Below are 15,563 nucleotides of genomic sequence, written 5' to 3'. Positions count from 1 at the left end.
TCTGATCGGACTTGTTCGGCGTACAAGTGTACGCTATCGTGCGACACGAAACTTAAAATAGTGCGACTTACAGAGGTATTGAATGAAACGTGCAGTGATTACTGGCTTGGGCATCGTTTCCAGCATCGGTAATAACCAGCAGGAAGTCCTGGCATCTCTGCGTGAAGGACGTTCAGGGATCACTTTCTCTCAGGAGCTTAAAGATTCAGGGATGCGCAGCCACGTATGGGGCAACGTCAAACTGGATACCACTGGCCTCATTGACCGCAAAGTAGTGCGCTTTATGAGCGACGCTTCCATCTATGCTTACCTGTCCATGGAACAGGCCGTTGCCGACGCAGGTCTGGCGCCGGAAGCATACCAGAGCAACCCGCGTGTTGGCCTGATTGCAGGCTCCGGCGGCGGCTCCCCGAAATTCCAGGTCTTCGGCGCTGATGCCATGCGTAGCCCGCGTGGTCTGAAAGCCGTGGGCCCGTATGTGGTCACCAAAGCGATGGCTTCCGGTGTTTCCGCCTGCCTCGCCACGCCGTTCAAAATCCACGGCGTTAACTACTCCATCAGCTCGGCCTGCGCCACTTCCGCCCACTGCATCGGTAACGCGGTAGAGCAGATCCAGCTGGGCAAACAGGATATCGTCTTTGCCGGCGGCGGCGAAGAGCTGTGCTGGGAAATGGCTTGCGAATTCGACGCCATGGGCGCACTGTCCACCAAATACAACGACACCCCGGAAAAAGCGTCCCGTACCTATGATGCGAACCGTGATGGCTTCGTTATCGCCGGCGGCGGCGGTATGGTCGTCGTGGAAGAACTGGAACACGCCCTGGCGCGTGGCGCGCACATCTATGCCGAAATCGTCGGCTACGGCGCAACCTCCGATGGCGCTGACATGGTAGCCCCGTCTGGCGAAGGCGCAGTGCGCTGCATGCAGATGGCGATGCACGGCGTTGATACCCCGATTGACTACCTGAACTCCCACGGTACGTCTACTCCGGTCGGCGACGTGAAAGAGCTGGGTGCTATCCGTGAAGTGTTCGGCGACAACAGCCCGGCTATCTCGGCAACCAAAGCGATGACCGGCCACTCGCTGGGCGCGGCGGGCGTACAGGAAGCCATCTACTCCCTGCTGATGCTGGAGCACGGCTTTATCGCGCCGAGCATCAACGTCGAAGAGCTGGACGAGCAGGCTGCCGGCCTGAACATCGTCACCAAGCCGACTGACGCTACACTGACCACCGTGATGTCCAACAGCTTCGGCTTCGGCGGCACCAACGCCACGCTGGTGATGCGTAAATACAACGCCTAATCAGCATGCGAAGTGCAGAGGGGAGCCACCGGCTCCCCTTTTTTGTTATCTTGACAGGGTAAGGGCCTGCAGGCACACTGCTGGCGGATCCATTAGTCTCTCCACTAATGCGTAAGCGTTTAACGTCAACCAACGCGCCTTAACCCTGATAATCAGGTGGAGGGGGCGTGTCGCTTTGCTCGCCTTACTCTGCGAATCTGGAGTAATGCATGTCCGCAGTTACTGAAACAACATCCCATTCCTCAGCGAATTTTTCGCTTTTCCGTATTACGTTTGCCGTCTTTTTGACCTACATGACCGTTGGTTTGCCGCTGCCGGTGATCCCGCTCTTTGTCCATCAGGAGCTGGGATTTGGCAACACCGTGGTTGGCGTGGCGGTCGGGATCCAGTTCCTCGCTACCGTTCTGACCCGCGGCTACGCCGGGCGCCTGGCAGACCAGTACGGCGCCAAACGCTCCGTCCTGCAAGGGATGCTGGCCTGTGCCCTGGCCGGCGCGGCATGGCTTGCCGCTGCGCTACTGCCGCTGCCGGTGCTCGCCAGGCTTGGCCTGCTGCTGCTGGGCCGCCTGATCCTCGGGTTTGGCGAAAGCCAGCTGCTGACCGGTAACCTGAGCTGGGGGATGGGGCTGGTGGGGCCGGCTCGCTCCGGCAAAGTGATGTCATGGAACGGCATGGCGATGTATGGCTCGCTGGCGGTGGGCGCCCCACTGGGGTTATTGATCTATAGCCATTTTGGCGTGGCGGTGCTGGCCTGCGTCACCATGGGATTACCGCTCGTCGCCTGGCTCATTAACGGAACCGTACGCAAAGTGGCGGCTCACGGTGGCGAGCGCCCTTCATTATGGGGCGTCATCGGTATGATCTGGCGGCCAGGCATTGGTCTGGGCCTGCAGGGCGTTGGTTTTGCGGTGATCGGCACCTTCGTTTCCCTCTATTTCGCCAGTCATAACTGGCCGATGGCCGGCTTTACCCTGACGGCGTTTGGCGGTGCCTTTGTGCTGATGCGTATTCTGTTCGGCTGGATGCCGGACCGGTTTGGCGGCGTCAGGGTGGCGATGGTCTCGTTACTGATAGAGGCGGTTGGTCTGACGCTGCTGGGGCTGGCGCCGAATGCCTGGCTGGCGCTGGCTGGCGCGGCGCTAACCGGATGCGGTTGCTCACTGATTTTCCCGTCACTCGGCGTGGAGGTGGTGAAGCGCGTCCCGGCGCAGGTGCGCGGCACCGCGCTCGGCGGCTATGCGGCCTTTCAGGATATCTCCTATGGCCTGACCGGGCCGCTGACCGGCCTGCTGGCGACCTCGCTGGGTTACTCGTCGGTGTTCCTTGCTGGTGCTCTCTGCGCGGCGCTGGGGATTATCGTCACCCTCGTCTCTTTCCGCCGCCAGGGTTAGGTTATTGTCCGGCCTTGCCCGCGGGCAGGCCGGGCGCCGTCTGCCGCGGCAGGTAATACTTCACCTGGAATTCGAACATATTAGTATACAGAATGGAGTAATCGATAGGCTGGTGGTGTTCATCAATCGCCTGCGTCTGCATGCGGATAATCGGATCTTTGGCGCTGATATGCAGGAGAGTTGCCAGCTCAGGCGTTGGGAGCACCGGCACTATTGATTCGTAACATCCATTTATTCTTACTCCGCATTCGTTTTCTATATATGAAAACTTCGATTTCTTCATATGTGCGATGGTCAGGTCGGGAAAACGGGTCGCGGAGAGCCAGGTTTCCTCTAATTGCATGGCGATATTATCGATAAAACGCAATCTTTTAGCATAATATACCGCTTCGCCATGCTGCAATTGCAGTCCACGGGCAATTTCCTCCGACGCTGGCTGTAACTCAAATTTGAGGATCTGGCTGGAGGGCGTTTTTCCCTGATTACGGGCAATTTCGGTAAAACTGTCTAAATGCGTCACCGACGCCTGGAAATGCTTATTTCTAATCCATGTGCCTGAGCCATGTCGGCGTTCGATTAAACCATCCTCTTCCAGCGTTTTCAGCGCTTTACGTAACGTATTGCGTGAAACATCATAAAGTTCTGCCAACTCTTTTTCGGCCGGCAGAAGATCGCCAATGTTGTAGAACGGGCTATTAATTTTGTTTTTAAGCAAATTGACGATATTTTTGTAAACCACTTTTGAACCTCCATAATCCCTTTGGAAACATGGCCTTGCTATCGTATGTTGTTAAATACAGGGCAAGACGTTCATTTTTTGCTTTGCTTCTGCACCACTTCAGGATGGCTAACTGTGATCAAAACCGCGGTTAAGAAAATTAACAATTATTAAAGTGCTCGTCAATTGAGGTCATCAGTAAAACAGGAAGGGGTAATGCAAAATATATTGTTAGTGTGTGCGGCGGGAATGTCGACCAGTATGCTGGTGAAAAGAATGCAGGAGTAGGCTGAAAATATCCAGGCTCAGGTTAATATCAATGCGCTGGCTATTTCTGAAGCCAAAGAAAAGATTAAGGACAATGAAGTGGACGTCGTCCTTTTAGGGCCGCAGGTCCGTTTTCAAAAAAAGGAAATAGAAGAGGTGGCTCAGGGGAAAATGCCGGTGGCGGTGATTGACATGAAATATTATGGGCAAATGGACGGTAAAGCCGTTCTGGAAAGTGCGCTGGCATTATTGGCAAACCGATAGTTTTCTCATTTATCCCCGTTATCGTGTGGGTACTTTTGTTGCTGCCCTGGGCTGCTGCGGCTAAAAAACACGATGACGTTAATAAATTATTATGAATAAGGGTTCGTCATGAGTTTCATGGATACCTTTGAGCGTGGCATGGAAAAAATCCTCGTGCCTGTCGCGATTAAGTTAAATTCTCAGATCCACGTTTCAGCGATTCGCGATGCGTTTATTCTTTCGTTTCCCATCGTCATGGCCAGTTCGCTGATTATTCTTATCAACTTTGCTATTTTGTCGCCTGACGGATTTATCGCCAGTATTCTGCATTTAGGGTCGATATTCCCCCATCTCGCGGAGGCGCAGCAGATTTTCACCCCGGTAATGAACGGTTCGGTCAATATCATGGCGATATTGATCACCTTTCTGGTGGCGCGCAATATGGCGATCAGCTATCAGCAGGACGATCTCCTGTGCGGCCTGACGGCGATCGGCGCCTTTTTCGTGGTGTACACCCCTTATACCATCATTGATGGCCAGGCCTATCTGGCGACCAAATATCTTGGCCCGCAGGGGTTGTTTGTGGCGATTATCGTCGCGCTGATTTCCAGCGAAGTCTTTTGCCGCCTGGCGCGCAACCCAAGGGTGACCATCACGATGCCAGCAGCGGTGCCGCCGGCGGTGGCGCGTTCCTTTAAGGTGTTGTTGCCGATTTTCTTCGTGATGATCTTCTTTTCGATCCTCAACTATCTGTTGACGCGTATTTCGCCGAATGGTCTTAATGATCTGATTTATACCCTTATTCAGGCGCCACTGAAGGATATGGGGACCAACATTGTGACCGTTCTGGTGCTGGGACTGGTGGCGAATTTCCTCTGGGTGCTGGGGATCCATGGGCCGAATACCGTGGCTGCCATCCGCGAGACCATCTTCTCGGAAGCCAACCTCGAAAATCTCTCCTATGCCGCCTCGCATGGCAGCACCTGGGGAGCGCCGTACCCCATTACCTGGACCGGCATCAATGATGCGTTTGCTAACTGCGGCGGGTCGGGTATGACGCTGGGCCTGTTACTGGCCATCTTTATTGCCTCCCGACGCAAAGATTACCGTGACCTGGCAAAAATGGCCTTCGTGCCGGGCCTGTTTAACATCAATGAACCGGTGATGTTTGGCCTGCCGATTGTGCTTAACCCTATCCTGGTGATCCCGTTTATTCTGGTGCCATTTGTGAATTCACTGATCGGTTATTTCTTTATTAGCATGGAGTTTATTCCGCCGATTGCTTACGCCGTACCCTGGACCACGCCCGGGCCGCTTATCGCCTTCTTTGGCACTGGCGGCAACTGGCTGGCGCTGTTTGTCGGCATTCTGTGTCTCGCGGTTTCAACATTGGTTTACTTACCGTTTGTGATTGCCGCTAACAAGGTCAATACCGCGGCCGCGACGGATCAGGAGGATGGCGATGTTTGCAGATGAAAGTACGGTCATGGAGTTGCTGATTTATGCCGGTCAGGCGCGCTCAGACGCCATGGAGGCGATTGCCGCCTCCCGGCAGCGGGAATGGGAGCGGGCAGCGGATTTGATGGCCAGCTCGGAAGCGGCCTGTCGGGCTGCGCATAAGATCCAAACGGCGTTGATAGGTCAGGACGAAGGCTGCGGAAAAATCACCGTTAACCTTATTCTGGTGCACGCGCAGGATCACTTAATGACCGCGATGCTGTGCCAGGATTTAGCCAAAGAAATTATTGCCCTGCGCCAGGAGCGCTCCGCCTGATTTACCCGCCTTCAGCCGTTCTGGCTGAAGGCCAATTATAACAATATGTAAAGGTACCCTATGTATTCAAGTCAATTGAAGGTGAGCTTATTGTCTTTATCGGTACTGCTGGCTATTTCGACAAGTGATGTGATGGCGGCTAAATTAACCATTGAACAGCGTCTGGAATTACTGGAGTCTGAACTTTCGGCGAATAAAAAAGAGCTACAAAAAACGCAATCACAATTATCGACCTATAAAGGCAAGGTGGCCGAATTACAAAAAAGTATTAAGGATAATGAAAAACGCCATGTCACGACGGGTTATCCGACAGCAACGTCGCCGGTTGCAGAAAATATAGCCAATGAAAATAATGAACTGAGTAAAAAAGCGGCCCCGGTGCAGGTCAAAGCCACTCAGCAGGTGGCGGTTATTGATACCGAAGGCCAGAAACCGAAACTGGAAAGCGTCACCCTGAAGGACATCAGCAAATTTGTTAAAGACGATATCGGCTTTAGCTACCAGGGATACTTCCGTTCCGGCTGGGGAACGTCAAATCACGGATCGTCGCAGACCTACGCCCCGGGCTCGCTGGGCCGTTTTGGTAATGAAATGAGTGGCTGGTTCGACTTAACGTTGAATCAGCGGGTCTATAACCAGGATGGCAAAACGGCGAATGCCGTCGTGACTTACGACGGTAACGTCGGCGAGCAGTATAACGACGCCTGGTTTGGTGGCAAAGATAACGACAGCATTTTGCAGTTTAGTGATATTTATTTGACCACCAAAGGTTTCCTGCCGTTCGCGCCAGAGGCAGATTTCTGGGTCGGCAAACATAAACTGCCCGAGTATGAAATTCAGATGCTGGACTGGAAGTCACTGACCACCGACGTTGCGGCCGGGGTCGGGATCCAGAACTGGGCGCTGGGGGTTGGCCAGCTGGATGCTTCCGTCAGCCGGAACGATGTCGACGTGTATTCTCGTGATTTTACGCAAACCACCCAGATGAACACCAACTCAGTCGACCTGCGCTATCGTAATATTCCCCTGTGGCAGTCGGGTTCTTTGTCGCTAATGGGCAAATATGCGTTCGCTAATAAAAATGACGAGCAGGAGAGAAACGAAGATAACAACAGCTACTTCCGGTTCAAAGATACCTGGATGGCCACCGCCATTATTCGTCAGGAACTAGAGCGCAAGGGCTTTAACGAATTTACGCTGCAGGTGGCGAACAACTCGTACGCCAGCAGTTTCGCCAATTTCTCCGGCGCCAGTAACTCCATGGCCAGCGGCCGCTATTACTATGGCGATCATACCAACGGCGTGGCCTGGCGCCTGATTTCACAGGGGGAAATGTATCTCGCCGATCGCATTATCATGGCCAATTCGCTGGTGTGGGCCCATGGCAATGATGTGTATAGCTATGAAAGCGGGGCGCACAGCGATTTCGACAGCCTGCGCGCGGTGATCCGCCCGGCGTGGATATGGGACACCTGGAACCAGACCGGGGTCGAGCTGGGGTGGTTTACCCAGAAAAACAACACCCGTCAGGGCGACGATCTGAAGGAGTCAGCGTATAAAACGACGCTGTACCATGCGCTGAAGGTTGGGCCGAGCCTGCTGGGGTCACGTCCTGAAATTCGCTTCTATGGAACGTATATCAATATTCTCGATAACCAGTTGTCGCAGTTTGCGTTCAACGACGAAAGCAAAGATGAGTTTATGATTGGCGTTCAGGCCGAGGTGTGGTGGTAACCGGCAAATCACTTAACGGGCGCCCGCATGAGGCGGGCGCGCTTTCCTGCGGCGTGGGCTACAGCAGCCACCACAGCAGAAGGAGCAGGATCAGCACACCGCCCAGCGCCAGCTGCCACGGCTTAGCGGCCCACGCTCGTTTCGGCGCGGGCTTCTCCTGCGGGATGGCCAGCGTCTCCTGAGCGCGGGCTACCCGCAGCACAAACACCTTATTCAACAGCGCCAGGATCTGCGCTGGGCTCAGCGTCGTCTGCGGGGTGACCTGCCAGCTGCGACGAGCAAAGTCGACAATCTTTTGCCACTCTGCGGCCTCCAGCGGCTGCTTGAGCGCTCCCTGCAGCGAGGTGAGCGTGGGCGAGCTTTGCGCACTCAGCGTTTGTCGCGCCTGAAGCCAGTATGAAAGCGGCGTGAAGTGCGTCGCCGGGATCAGCTCTCCGGATTTGACGCCGCAAAGTTCCAGCATGGACTGCCAAATCAGCTTGCTCGGTTCGCCGGTGGCAGCCGCCAGCTTAGTCACCAGCTGATTAAGCGTGTTGTGCTCCGCCGGCAAGAGCGGGCGCAGGGTCGCGGGACGCTGCTGCGGTTGCGGGATCGAGAGCTGGCCGCGCTGCAGCAGGTGCAGAATGTTCTCCAGCTGCGGCTGGCTTAGCGCATGCAGCGCCGTTTGCCCATAATGTTGACGAATATAATCGCTGACCGCCTGACGGTTATTGCCTTGACCCAGCAGATCGCTGAGCTGTGCCAGCGTCTGGCGATGATGATGATTATCCTGAGCCGTGGTTAAACGCTGATTGAGACTCGTCTCCGCGGCGTTGAAATGGCGGGCCAGCAGGGGGGTATCGCCTTTCAGTCCGAGGTCATGCTTGACGCAGGCCCACACTTCCGCATTCTGCTGCGAGGTCAGCGCCACCAGGCGCGTGATCAGTCGCTCCAGGACGGTGCGTTGCTGCATGGAAAGCGAAGGTTCGCCGGTGGCGGCAGTGCCTGATGGACCTCGCCCCGGAGGACGGTCTGGCATATCTGCAAGGGGGTGCGTCATGATTCATCCTTTCGATATCGCGGTGCTGGAACCAGGTGATGAGTATGCCTGGCGGCCAGATTATGGCACACTTCCCCGGTTAACTCTCGTTCTCAGACAGGTACTGAACTGTGAAAATCCTCGTTGATGAAAATATGCCCTATGCCCGTGAGCTTTTTAGCCGTTTAGGCGATGTGCAAGCGGTTCCAGGCCGTCCGGTTCCGGCCGATGCTCTGACCAATGCGGATGCATTAATGGTGCGATCGGTCACCCGGGTCAATGAAGCATTGCTCTCCGGCAAGGCCATTAAGTTCGTCGGTACCGCTACCGCAGGCACCGATCACGTCGATCAGGCGTGGCTGCAGCAGGCAGGGATTGGTTTCTCCGCGGCGCCCGGCTGCAACGCCATTGCGGTGGTGGAGTATGTCTTTTCATCGCTACTGATGCTGGCCGAACGCGACGGTTTCGCGCTGCGCGATCGTACCGTCGGGATCGTTGGCGTCGGCAACGTCGGTGGACGACTGCAAAAACGGCTGGAAGCGCTGGGGATCAAAACGCTGCTCTGCGATCCGCCGCGCGCCGATCGCGGAGACGAAGGCGATTTCCGCTCCCTCGATGCGCTGGTTCAGGAAGCCGATGTACTGACCTTCCATACTCCGCTGTATAAAGAAGGACCGTATAAAACCCTGCATCTGGCGGATGAAGCGCTGATTAGCCGTCTGAAGCCTGGAACGATTTTAATTAACGCCTGCCGCGGACCGGTGGTCGATAACGCCGCGCTGCTGAAACGGCTGGAAGCTGGACAGCCACTGAGCGTGGTGCTGGACGTCTGGGAGCCGGAGCCGGATCTTAACGTAGAGCTTCTTAAGCGAGTGGATATCGGTACCGCGCATATCGCAGGCTACACCCTCGAAGGGAAAGCGCGCGGGACGACGCAGGTTTTTGAAGCCTACAGCGCCTTTATTGGCCATCCGCAGCAGGTGGCGCTGGATACCCTGCTGCCGGCGCCGGAATTTGGCCGCATCACCCTGCATGGCCCGCTCGATCAGCCGACGCTGAAAAGACTGGTCCATTTGGTGTATGATGTGCGCCGCGATGATGCGCCGCTGCGGAAGGTGGCGGGCGTCGCCGGTGAATTCGACAAGCTGCGTAAAAACTATCAGGAACGCCGCGAATGGTCTTCGCTGTATGTGCAGTGCAGCGATGCGCAGGCGGCGACGTTGTTGCGCCAGCTCGGTTTTAACGCCGTGCATCATTCTGTTCGTTAATGTCTTCTTAATGCCTCTGCCGGATACTCCGGCAGGGCCGCTTTATTTCTGGAGTAAACCACCATGTCTGAAGGCTGGAATATTGCCGTACTGGGCGCAACGGGCGCCGTAGGCGAAGCCCTGCTCGAAACTCTTGCTGAACGCCAGTTCCCGGTGGGGGAGATTTTTGCTCTGGCGCGCAATGAAAGCGCGGGCGAACATCTGCGTTTTGGTGGCAAGTCGGTGATCGTCAAGGACGCCGCCGAGTTTGACTGGACCCAGGCCCAGCTGGCCTTCTTCGCTGCCGGCGTCGAAGCCAGCGCGGCGTATATCGAAGACGCCACCAACGCCGGGTGTCTGGTTATCGATCTCAGCGGCCTGTTCGCGCTGGAGCCGGACGTGCCGCTGGTGGTGCCGGACGTGAACCCGTTCGTTCTGGGCGACTACCGCAATCGCAACCTGATCGCGGTGCCCAATAGTCTGACCAGCCAGCTGCTGACGGCACTCAAGCCACTTATCGATCAGGGCGGATTGTCGCGCATCAGCGTCACCAACCTGCTCTCCGCCTCGGGACGCGGGAAAAAAGCGGTGGATGCGCTGGCAGGGCAGAGCGCCAAGCTGCTGAATGGGATCCCCGTCGATGAAGACGATTTCTTTGGCCGCCAGCTGGCATTTAATATGCTACCGCTGCTGCCGGATCGTGAAGGGAGCGTGCGCGAAGAGCGGCGTATCGTCGATGAAGCGCGCAAAATCCTTCAGGATGACGGGCTGATGATTTCCGCCAGCGTCGTTCAGTCGCCGGTCTTCTACGGCCATGCGCAGATGGTGAACTTTGAAGCGATGCGTCCGCTGGCAGCGGAAGAGGCGCGCGACGCCTTTACTCGCGGCGAGGAAATTGAGCTTTCTGAAGAGGGCGAATTCCCAACTCAGGTTGGCGACGCTTCCGGCAATGCCCGTCTCTCCATCGGCTGTGTGCATAACGATTACGGCATGCCGGAGCAGATTCAGTTCTGGTCCGTCGCGGATAACGTCCGCTTCGGTGGCGCGCTGATGGCGGTGAAGATCGCCGAGAAGCTGATTGAGGAGTACCTGTACTGATGTCTGAGATGGAGCAACAGCCGATCTATAAAATCGCGCTGGGCATCGAGTACGACGGCAGCAAATATTATGGCTGGCAGCGGCAAAACGAAGTGCGCAGCGTGCAGGAGAAGCTGGAAAAGGCGTTGTCGCAGGTGGCTAACGAACCGGTAAGCGTATTTTGCGCCGGTCGCACCGACGCCGGTGTCCATGGCACCGGCCAGGTGGTGCATTTCGAAACCCGGGCGCAGCGTAAAGATGCCGCCTGGACGCTGGGGGTAAATGCGAATTTACCTGGTGACATCGCGGTGCGTTGGGTTAAACATGTGCCGGCGGATTTTCACGCCCGGTTCAGCGCCACAGCGCGACGCTATCGTTACGTTATCTATAATCATCGCCTGCGCCCGGCGGTGTTGAGCCAGGGCGTCACGCATTTTCACCAGCCGCTCGACGCCGGGCGTATGCAGCGCGCTGCGCAGTGTCTGCTGGGGGAGAATGACTTTACCTCGTTTCGCGCGGTGCAGTGTCAGTCGCGCACCCCGTGGCGAAACGTGATGCATATTAACGTTACCCGCTACGGTGCTTATGTGGTGGTGGATATCAAAGCAAACGCCTTTGTACATCATATGGTCAGGAATATTGTGGGCAGCCTGATGGAAGTCGGCGCCGGAAACCAGCCGGAGAGCTGGATGGCAGAACTGCTGGCAGCAAAAGACAGGACGCTCGCTGCGGCAACGGCAAAAGCGGAAGGGTTGTATCTGGTGTCGGTTGATTACCCGGCCCACTATGATTTACCGGTGCTGCCAATGGGCCCGCTGTTTCTGGCGGACTAATAGGGTCATTAAGGGTAAAGACAAATATGGACTTGATTCACTTTTTAATTGATTTCATCCTGCATATTGATGTGCACCTTGCCGAACTGGTTGCCCAGTACGGCGTCTGGGTTTATGCCATTCTGTTTTTGATTCTGTTCTGCGAAACCGGGCTGGTGGTGACGCCGTTCCTGCCGGGCGATTCCCTGCTGTTCGTGGCGGGCGCGCTCTCGGCGCTGCCGACCAACGATCTCAATGTTCACCTGATGGTATTGCTGATGATTATCGCGGCCATCGTCGGTGATGCGGTTAACTACACTATTGGCCGGCTGTTCGGCGAGAAGCTGTTCAGTAATCCGAACTCGAAGATTTTCCGTCGTAGCTATCTGGATAAAACCCATAGCTTCTATGAACGTCACGGCGGAAAAACCATTATCCTGGCGCGCTTTGTGCCGATAGTCCGAACCTTCGCGCCGTTTGTGGCGGGAATGGGGCATATGTCCTATCGTCATTTTGCAGCCTATAACGTGGTCGGGGCGCTGCTGTGGGTGTTGCTGTTCACCTACGCCGGCTACCTGTTTGGCGATCTGCCGGTGGTGCAGGAGAACCTGAAGCTGCTGATTGTGGCGATCATCGTCCTCTCCGTCCTGCCCGGCGTGATTGAAATCATCCGCCATAAGCGGGCGGCGTCAAAGCAGGCGAAGTAGCTCACCCTGCGCTGCGCGTGACGGCCATGTGTCGTCACGCGCAGCGGTTTGACCACTTTTTTATCCCATGTTCTGGGATGATATGATTTAATGTGCAACATTCATGGTCTGTAAGAGGCAAAAATGGCATTATGCGCCCCTTACGACAAAACTGGCATCGACCAGGTTCAGGCAGAAAGGTTATCAATGAGCTGGATTGAACGAATTAAAAGCAACATCACTCCCACCCGCAAGGCGAGCATTCCTGAGGGTGTATGGACCAAGTGCGACAGCTGCGGTCAGGTACTCTACCGCGCCGAGCTGGAGCGCAACCTGGAGGTTTGTCCTAAGTGCGATCACCATATGCGCATGTCGGCGCGTAATCGCCTGCATAGCCTGTTGGATGAAGGTTCTCTGGTAGAACTGGGTAGCGAACTTGAGCCAAAAGATGTGCTGAAGTTCCGCGATTCAAAAAAATACAAAGACCGCCTGGCGTCCGCTCAGAAAGAGACGGGCGAGAAAGACGCGCTGGTGGTGATGAAAGGTACGCTCTATGAGATGCCGGTGGTTGCCGCCGCCTTTGAGTTCTCCTTTATGGGGGGCTCGATGGGTTCCGTCGTCGGTGCACGCTTTGTGCGCGCGGTGGAGCAGGCGCTGGAAGACAACTGCCCGCTGATCTGCTTCTCCGCCTCCGGTGGTGCCCGTATGCAGGAAGCGCTGATGTCGCTGATGCAGATGGCGAAAACCTCCGCCGCGCTGGCAAAAATGCAGGAGCGCGGATTACCGTACATCTCCGTGCTGACCGACCCGACCATGGGCGGCGTATCGGCGAGCTTTGCGATGCTGGGCGATCTGAACATTGCCGAGCCGAAAGCGCTGATCGGCTTTGCCGGTCCTCGCGTAATTGAGCAGACCGTACGCGAGAAGCTGCCGCCGGGATTCCAGCGCAGTGAGTTCCTGATTGAAAAAGGGGCGATTGATATGATCGTTCGCCGCCCGGAAATGCGTCTCAAGCTGGCCAGCATTCTGGCGAAGCTGATGAACCTGCCGGCGCCGGTTCCCGCTTCGGAAGCGCCTAATGAAGGCGTGGTGGTGCCGCCGGCACCGGATCAGGAACCAGAGGCCTGATAAAGCAGAGGGCAGGGCCTGGCGGCGCTGCCCTTTTTTATTCATACGCGTTAACCGTCAATTCTTGCGGGCATCATGGAAAAAGATCCTATTCCTCAGGCCACGTCGCCCCTGGCTACGTGGCTTTCTTATCTGGAACATCTGCACAGTAAAACCATCGACCTGGGGCTGGCGCGCGTCAGCGAGGTCGCCGGGCAGATGGCTATCGTCAAACCGGCGCCGTTTGTCTTTACGGTTGCTGGCACCAATGGCAAAGGCACCACCTGCCGTACCCTGGAAACCGTCCTGATGGCGGCCGGCTATAAAGTGGGGGTTTACAGCTCCCCGCACCTGGTGCGCTACACCGAACGCGTGCGCATTCAGGGAGCTGAACTACCGGAGGCGGCGCATACGGCCTCGTTTGCTGAAATCGAAGCGGCGCGCGGTGACATCTCGTTGACCTATTTTGAGTACGGCACGCTCTCGGCGCTGTGGCTGTTTAAGCAGGCGCAGCTGGACGTGGTGATCCTTGAGGTAGGGCTGGGTGGCCGTCTCGACGCCACTAACATCGTGGATGCTGACGTGGCGGTGGTCACCAGCATCGCCCTCGATCATACCGACTGGCTGGGGCCGGATCGCGAAAGTATCGGCCGGGAAAAAGCGGGTATCTTTCGTGCCGGTAAACCGGCAGTGGTGGGTGAGCCGGATATGCCGCACACCATTGCCGACGTGGCCAGCGAGAAAGGCGCGCTGCTCAAGCGCCGCGGCGTCGACTGGCGCTATGAGGTGGAGGGCGAAACATGGTCCTTCCACGACGGGGCCGGGGCGTTAAGCCGCCTGCCGCTGCCTCAGGTGCCGTTGCCGAATGCGGCGACGGCCGTGGCGGCGCTGCGCGCCAGCGGGCTTGCTGTCGATGAGACTATCCTCCGCGATGGGATCCGCGATGCGATGCTGCCGGGACGCTTTCAGATAATCAGCGACGCCCCGCGGGTGATCCTCGATGTAGCGCATAACCCACACGCAGCGGCCTATCTCGCCGGGCGTCTCAAAACGCTAGCGAAAACGGGACGCGTGCTGGCGGTTATTGGTATGCTGCATGATAAAGATATTGCCGGCACGCTGGCCAATCTGGCCCCGGAAGTCGATGCCTGGTACTGTGCGCCGCTGGAAGGCCCGCGCGGCGCGACGGCGGAGCAACTGGTGGAACATTTGCGTGGCGGCACAGTCTATACCAGCGTGGCGCAGGCATGGCATGCGGCCATGGCTGACGCTAAAGTGGAAGATACCGTGCTGGTGTGTGGTTCGTTTCACACCGTAGCGCAGGTTATGGAAGAGATAGACGCGGGGAGAATCGGTGGCGAGTAAGTTTCAGAACCGTTTAGTCGGGACAATCGTGCTGGTGGCGCTGGGGGTGATTATCCTGCCAGGGCTGCTGGACGGGCAGAAAAAGCATTACCAGGATGAGTTTGCCGCGATCCCACTGGTGCCGAAACCGGGCGATCGCGATGAACCGGATATGTTGCCAGCGGCGACCCAGGCGTTGCCTTCGCAACCGCCGGAAGGGGCGGCGGAAGAGGTGCGGGCGGGCGATGCCGCCGCGCCATCGTTAGATCCGTCGCGTATTCCGGTGAACAGCAACAGCTTCGATGACGTTCAGGAGCCGGTGGTGGCCGCGAAACCGCAACCCAAGCCGCAGCCGAAACCACAGCCACAGCCACAGCCACAGCCGCAACAGCAGGCCGCGACGCCAACGCCGCCGCCGGTTAAGCCGCAGCAGCAACAGCCACCGCAGCAGCAGGCGGCCCTGCCGGCGCCGACCGGCAAAGCCTATGTGGTTCAACTGGGCGCGTTGAAGAACGCCGATAAAGTGAATGAGATTGTCGGTAAACTACGGGCCTCGGGTTTCAAAGTCTATACGTCGCCTTCGACGCCGGTACAGGGTAAAATTACCCGCATCCTCGTCGGCCCGGATGCGTCAAAAGACAAGCTGAAAGGCCAACTGGGCGATCTGCAACAGATCTCCGGACTCAGCGGGGTCGTGATGGGCTTCACCCCAAACTGATTGTTTTTTTCGCAATGCGGAGAGAACGTTGCGGGGAGAAACGCCCCGCAAACCCTGTCTCAGCCGCCCTGAAGAGGCGAAAGGCAGTCTGGCGTTGAATGTTTTTTCAGCGCCATTTTTATTT

At 56.8% G+C, this 15,563-nt stretch carries 14 protein-coding genes and 1 pseudogene; 13 read left to right on the top strand and 2 right to left on the bottom strand.

Going from position 1 to position 15,563, the window contains the following annotated elements:
* Window positions 1–82: 82 nt before the first annotated feature.
* Both fabB and CWM54_RS17980 read left to right on the top strand, forming a co-directional pair.
* Window positions 83–1,303, top strand: coding sequence for a beta-ketoacyl-ACP synthase I (gene fabB / locus CWM54_RS17985; protein ID WP_061153759.1), 1,221 nt, complete (start codon window positions 83–85; stop codon window positions 1,301–1,303).
* 209 nt (window positions 1,304–1,512) lie between these two features.
* Window positions 1,513–2,694 (top strand): MFS transporter, encoded by a 1,182-nt coding sequence (locus CWM54_RS17980; RefSeq protein ID WP_100631062.1) that lies wholly within the window; start codon window positions 1,513–1,515, stop codon window positions 2,692–2,694.
* A gap of 1 nt (window position 2,695) precedes the next feature.
* On the opposite strand, the gene CWM54_RS17975 is transcribed toward CWM54_RS17980, so the two are convergent.
* Window positions 2,696–3,433 (bottom strand): GntR family transcriptional regulator, encoded by a 738-nt coding sequence (locus tag CWM54_RS17975; protein ID WP_061153761.1) that lies wholly within the window; start codon window positions 3,431–3,433, stop codon window positions 2,696–2,698.
* 195 nt (window positions 3,434–3,628) lie between these two features.
* On the opposite strand from CWM54_RS17975, the pseudogene CWM54_RS17970 reads away from it, so the two are divergent.
* The 4 genes and pseudogenes from CWM54_RS17970 (at window position 3,629) to CWM54_RS17955 (ending at window position 7,430) form a co-directional block, all read left to right on the top strand.
* A pseudogene (locus CWM54_RS17970) lies at window positions 3,629–3,943 on the top strand (PTS sugar transporter subunit IIB).
* 108 nt (window positions 3,944–4,051) lie between these two features.
* Entirely contained in the window at window positions 4,052–5,398 is a 1,347-nt protein-coding gene (locus CWM54_RS17965) for a PTS sugar transporter subunit IIC (RefSeq protein ID WP_100681058.1), read from the top strand.
* A complete protein-coding gene (locus tag CWM54_RS17960) occupies window positions 5,385–5,696 on the top strand; it encodes a PTS lactose/cellobiose transporter subunit IIA (RefSeq protein WP_061153764.1) in 312 nt (103 codons plus the stop codon). Before CWM54_RS17965 ends, CWM54_RS17960 begins: the two co-directional genes overlap by 14 nt.
* A 60-nt stretch (window positions 5,697–5,756) precedes the next feature.
* Window positions 5,757–7,430, top strand: a complete 1,674-nt coding sequence (locus CWM54_RS17955; protein ID WP_100681057.1) for a carbohydrate porin — start codon at window positions 5,757–5,759, stop codon at window positions 7,428–7,430.
* A 58-nt stretch (window positions 7,431–7,488) separates the two neighbouring features.
* On the opposite strand, the gene flk is transcribed toward CWM54_RS17955, so the two are convergent.
* The gene (gene flk / locus CWM54_RS17950) at window positions 7,489–8,469 is read right to left on the bottom strand and encodes a flagella biosynthesis regulator Flk (protein ID WP_100676078.1); all 981 of its coding nucleotides are present in this window, start codon (window positions 8,467–8,469) and stop codon (window positions 7,489–7,491) included.
* Between the two features lie 110 nt (window positions 8,470–8,579).
* On the opposite strand from flk, the gene pdxB reads away from it, so the two are divergent.
* The 7 genes from pdxB (at window position 8,580) to dedD (ending at window position 15,439) form a co-directional block, all read left to right on the top strand.
* Window positions 8,580–9,716: a 4-phosphoerythronate dehydrogenase PdxB gene (gene pdxB / locus CWM54_RS17945; protein WP_165785780.1), complete on the top strand. Its 1,137-nt coding sequence runs from the start codon at window positions 8,580–8,582 to the stop codon at window positions 9,714–9,716.
* A 63-nt stretch (window positions 9,717–9,779) separates the two neighbouring features.
* Window positions 9,780–10,793 (top strand): aspartate-semialdehyde dehydrogenase, encoded by a 1,014-nt coding sequence (locus CWM54_RS17940; protein ID WP_074387931.1) that lies wholly within the window; start codon window positions 9,780–9,782, stop codon window positions 10,791–10,793.
* Window positions 10,793–11,605 (top strand): tRNA pseudouridine(38-40) synthase TruA, encoded by an 813-nt coding sequence (gene truA, locus CWM54_RS17935; RefSeq protein ID WP_100681056.1) that lies wholly within the window; start codon window positions 10,793–10,795, stop codon window positions 11,603–11,605. The genes CWM54_RS17940 and truA overlap by 1 nt, the downstream gene beginning before the upstream one ends.
* 26 nt (window positions 11,606–11,631) lie before the next feature.
* Entirely contained in the window at window positions 11,632–12,291 is a 660-nt protein-coding gene (locus tag CWM54_RS17930) for a DedA family protein (RefSeq protein WP_061153770.1), read from the top strand.
* A gap of 186 nt (window positions 12,292–12,477) precedes the next feature.
* Window positions 12,478–13,398, top strand: a complete 921-nt coding sequence (accD, locus tag CWM54_RS17925) for an acetyl-CoA carboxylase, carboxyltransferase subunit beta (RefSeq protein WP_061153771.1) — start codon at window positions 12,478–12,480, stop codon at window positions 13,396–13,398.
* A gap of 75 nt (window positions 13,399–13,473) precedes the next feature.
* Complete coding sequence (folC, locus tag CWM54_RS17920) at window positions 13,474–14,742, top strand: bifunctional tetrahydrofolate synthase/dihydrofolate synthase (RefSeq protein ID WP_100698023.1); 1,269 nt, start codon at window positions 13,474–13,476, stop codon at window positions 14,740–14,742.
* Entirely contained in the window at window positions 14,732–15,439 is a 708-nt protein-coding gene (dedD, locus tag CWM54_RS17915) for a cell division protein DedD (RefSeq protein WP_100698021.1), read from the top strand. Before folC ends, dedD begins: the two co-directional genes overlap by 11 nt.
* The last annotated feature ends 124 nt before the right edge of the window (window positions 15,440–15,563 follow it).

Origin of the sequence: Klebsiella sp. D-Nf1 (assembly GCF_002810515.1) — a bacterium.
In the GTDB taxonomy this organism is placed as follows: Bacteria; Pseudomonadota; Gammaproteobacteria; order Enterobacterales; family Enterobacteriaceae; genus Klebsiella; species Klebsiella variicola.
Note: the sequence above shows the minus strand (reverse complement) of the source record. Positions and strands in the feature narration are given on the sequence as shown.

Bases quoted from the DNA above. Each gene is read 5' to 3' on its own strand.
- folC (WP_100698023.1), top strand. From the start codon at position 13,474: ATGGAAAAAGATCCTATTCCTCAGGCCACGTCGCCCCTGGCTACGTGG.
- CWM54_RS17955 (WP_100681057.1), top strand. From the start codon at position 5,757: ATGTATTCAAGTCAATTGAAGGTGAGCTTATTGTCTTTATCGGTACTG.
- accD (WP_061153771.1), top strand. From the start codon at position 12,478: ATGAGCTGGATTGAACGAATTAAAAGCAACATCACTCCCACCCGCAAG.
- fabB (WP_061153759.1), top strand. From the start codon at position 83: ATGAAACGTGCAGTGATTACTGGCTTGGGCATCGTTTCCAGCATCGGT.
- truA (WP_100681056.1), top strand. From the start codon at position 10,793: ATGTCTGAGATGGAGCAACAGCCGATCTATAAAATCGCGCTGGGCATC.
- CWM54_RS17965 (WP_100681058.1), top strand. From the start codon at position 4,052: ATGAGTTTCATGGATACCTTTGAGCGTGGCATGGAAAAAATCCTCGTG.
- flk (WP_100676078.1), bottom strand. From the start codon at position 8,469: ATGACGCACCCCCTTGCAGATATGCCAGACCGTCCTCCGGGGCGAGGT.
- CWM54_RS17960 (WP_061153764.1), top strand. From the start codon at position 5,385: ATGTTTGCAGATGAAAGTACGGTCATGGAGTTGCTGATTTATGCCGGT.
- CWM54_RS17980 (WP_100631062.1), top strand. From the start codon at position 1,513: ATGTCCGCAGTTACTGAAACAACATCCCATTCCTCAGCGAATTTTTCG.
- CWM54_RS17940 (WP_074387931.1), top strand. From the start codon at position 9,780: ATGTCTGAAGGCTGGAATATTGCCGTACTGGGCGCAACGGGCGCCGTA.
- CWM54_RS17930 (WP_061153770.1), top strand. From the start codon at position 11,632: ATGGACTTGATTCACTTTTTAATTGATTTCATCCTGCATATTGATGTG.